1 protein-coding gene is annotated in these 533 nt (G+C 63.4%); it reads left to right on the forward strand.

Annotated elements, in window-relative coordinates; all coding sequences use genetic code 11:
- Positions 1-533 (forward strand): T1SS-143 repeat domain-containing protein (locus tag ACEUCR_RS20065; protein ID WP_408792024.1); only part of this gene is annotated, 533 nt, incomplete at both ends.

Below are 533 nucleotides of genomic sequence, written 5' to 3' on the forward strand. Positions count from 1 at the left end.
CGGTCAGCACCAACAGCGTCAACCTGGGACTGCAGGTAGTGGGCACCGACTTTGACGGGGACAAGAGCAATCTTGGCACCCTCAACATCCAGATCACCGACGGCGTGCTGCCCCAGGTCGACCCCGTCTCCCTCACCCTGGTGGAGGACAGCGACTGGAGCGCGCCTCAGACCCTGTCCGGGGATCTCAATATCACCGCAGGGAGCGATCCCCTTGCCGGCATCAGCTTCGATGCCAGCCAGCCGGGCCTGCAGGGGCTCACCAGCGGCGGCCAGCCTGTTGTCATCAGCATCAGCGGCAACAGCATCAGCGGCGCGGTCAATGGCCAGAATGTGTTTACCCTGACGCTGGATCAGAAAGGCCACTACGTCTTCACATTGAACCAACCGCTGGATCAGGGCAGTGCGGACAGCCTGCTCAAGGCGGGCTTCACCCTGACCGATTCTGACGGCGACACCGTCTCCTCCACCCTGACCGTCGCCATCGGCGATGGGGCCAATCCTGTCATCAGCGCCGTGACCGGCACCGAGATG

The organism is Aeromonas bivalvium (genome assembly GCF_046078285.1).
Classification (GTDB): Bacteria; Pseudomonadota; Gammaproteobacteria; order Enterobacterales; family Aeromonadaceae; genus Aeromonas; species Aeromonas bivalvium.